Consider the following 2097-nt stretch of genomic DNA (forward strand, 5'->3'; position numbering starts at 1 on the left):
GTGGTTGCCGGGCAGGTAGACGATGCGGGTGCCGTCCCGCGCGCGGGCGCGCAGGTCGGTCAGCACCGCGTCATGGGCGTCGGACCAGTGCACGCGGCCACCGTGCCAGATGTCGAAGATGTCGCCGACGAGATAGATCGTCTCGGCCTCGATCCCGCGCAGGAAGTCGAGAACATGTCCGGGCCGGCTGGCACGGGCACCGAGATGGAGGTCGGAGAGGAATAGGCTGCGCAGGGTGCGGCGGGCGTCTGTGCCGGCAGGGGAGGACGGCATACGTGGCATCTTCCTTGTTCGCTCGCCCGCCTTATGAGGGGAGCTTGTATCGGTATTATGACGCAACTTTAACAGTTTCTGCGCTGCAGAAGTTCCACGCAAAAAGCAGAATATTTGGAGGCCGATAGCGTGCGGTTCCGGCGCGCCTCAGCGCGGCAGGATCCCGCGCCCCGCGATGCCGTCCTTGGCGACCGAAACGGCCTTGAGCACCGCGAAGACCTCCTGCCCGGTCCGGAGCCCGAGCACTGTCGCCGACCGGCGCGTGACCCGTGCCAGCAGCAGGTTGCCCCCGACGTCGAGCTGCACGAGCGCGCCGGGGCCGTCGCCGATCCGCAACGCGAGGATGCGGGCCGGCAGCACGTTGAGCGCCGAGATCCCCTCGGGGCGCCGGATCGCCAGCATCACGTCCTGTGCTTCGACATGCACGCGTACGTGGGCGCCGGGCGGGCGCTGGATTTGCGGCACCAGCAGTTGCACCCCGCCGGCCTGAAGCTCGGTCAGCCCGTCGGGATGGTGCGTCGCCACGGTGGTTTCGAGAACCGCACCGGCGCCGCCGGGGCCAAGCGGGGTGACCTTGGGGTCGCCCAGCACCTCGGTGGCGCTGCCCTGCCGGGCGACGCGCCCGTCCTGCAGGGCCACGACCGAGGTCGCCAGCCGCGCCACCTCGGCGGGGGAGTGGCTGACGTAGAGGATCGGCACCGAGGTTTCGTCCCGGAGCCGTTCGAAATAAGGCAGGATCTCGGACTTCCGCTCCTCGTCCAGCGCGGCCAGCGGCTCGTCCGCAAGAATGAGCTGCGGCTGGGCCAGCAGGGCGCGCCCGATGGCGACGCGCTGGCGCTCGCCCCCGGAGAGGGCGCCGGGCCGCCGGTCGAGCAGCGCGCCGATACCGAGCATCTCGATGACGCGGGCGCTGTCTTCGCTCCGGCCCGCTTTCTGCGCGAACCAGCGCCCGTAGGCGAGGTTCTGGCGCACGGTGAGATGCGGGAAGAGCCGCGCGTCCTGAAAGATGTAGCCGAGCCTGCGGCGATGGGTCGGCAACCAGACCCGCCGGGTGCTGTCGAAGAGCACCCGCTCGCCGACGGCGATCCTGCCTGTGTCGGGCCGCAGCAGCCCCGCGACTGCGTTGACGATGGTGGTCTTGCCCGAGCCCGAGCGCCCGAACAGCACCGTCACCCCCTGCGGTGCCTCGAAGCTTGCATCGAGCGCGAAAGTGCCGAAGCGGTGGCTGAGCTCGACCTTCAGGCTCATGCGCCCGCCACCCGTTTCGCGATGCGCCGGGAGAGGACCTCGGACAGCATCAGCGCGGTCATGGCGATGACCACCGAGACCACGACCAGCCTCAGCGCCGAGGCCTCGCCGCCCGGGACCTGCAGGAAGGCGTAGATTGCCGAGGGCAGGGTCTGGGTCTGGCCGGGGATGTTCGAGACGAAGGTGATCGTGGCGCCGAACTCACCCATCGCCTTGGCGAAGGCGAGGATCGCGCCCGCGAGGATGCCTGGCAGCACGAGCGGCAGGGTTACCGTGGCGAAGACCCAGGGCGGGGAAGCGCCGAGCGTGGCGCCGGCCTGTTCGAGCTTGGGGTCCACCGCCTCGATCGACAGGCGGATGGCGCGGACCATCAGCGGAAAGGCCATGATCCCCGCCGCCAGCGCCGCGCCGGTCCAGCGGAAGGCGAAGACGATGCCGATGTCCTGCAGGACGCTGCCGATGGGCCCTCGGGTACCAAAGGTCAGCAACAGCAGGTAGCCGGTGACCACCGGTGGCAGGATCAGCGGAAGGTGCACCAGCCCGTTGAGGATCTGCTTGCCTGGAAACTCCCAGCGG

3 protein-coding genes are annotated in these 2097 nt (G+C 69.6%); all 3 read right to left on the reverse strand.

What is annotated here, in order from left to right; all coding sequences use genetic code 11:
* Positions 1 to 273: UDP-2,3-diacylglucosamine diphosphatase (locus HC022_RS24905; protein WP_368484753.1), on the reverse strand; the 273-nt coding region annotated here is incomplete at its 3' end.
* Between the two features lie 147 nt (positions 274 to 420).
* Positions 421 to 1521, reverse strand: coding sequence for a molybdenum ABC transporter ATP-binding protein (modC, locus tag HC022_RS24910; RefSeq protein WP_167454176.1), 1101 nt, complete (start codon positions 1519 to 1521; stop codon positions 421 to 423).
* The coding region (gene modB, locus HC022_RS24915) for a molybdate ABC transporter permease subunit (protein ID WP_167454177.1) at positions 1518 to 2097 on the reverse strand (580 nt) is incomplete at its 5' end. The genes modB and modC, both read right to left, overlap by 4 nt.

Origin of the sequence: Salipiger sp. HF18 (assembly GCF_011806505.1) — a bacterium.
In the GTDB taxonomy this organism is placed as follows: domain Bacteria; phylum Pseudomonadota; class Alphaproteobacteria; order Rhodobacterales; family Rhodobacteraceae; genus Salipiger; species Salipiger thiooxidans.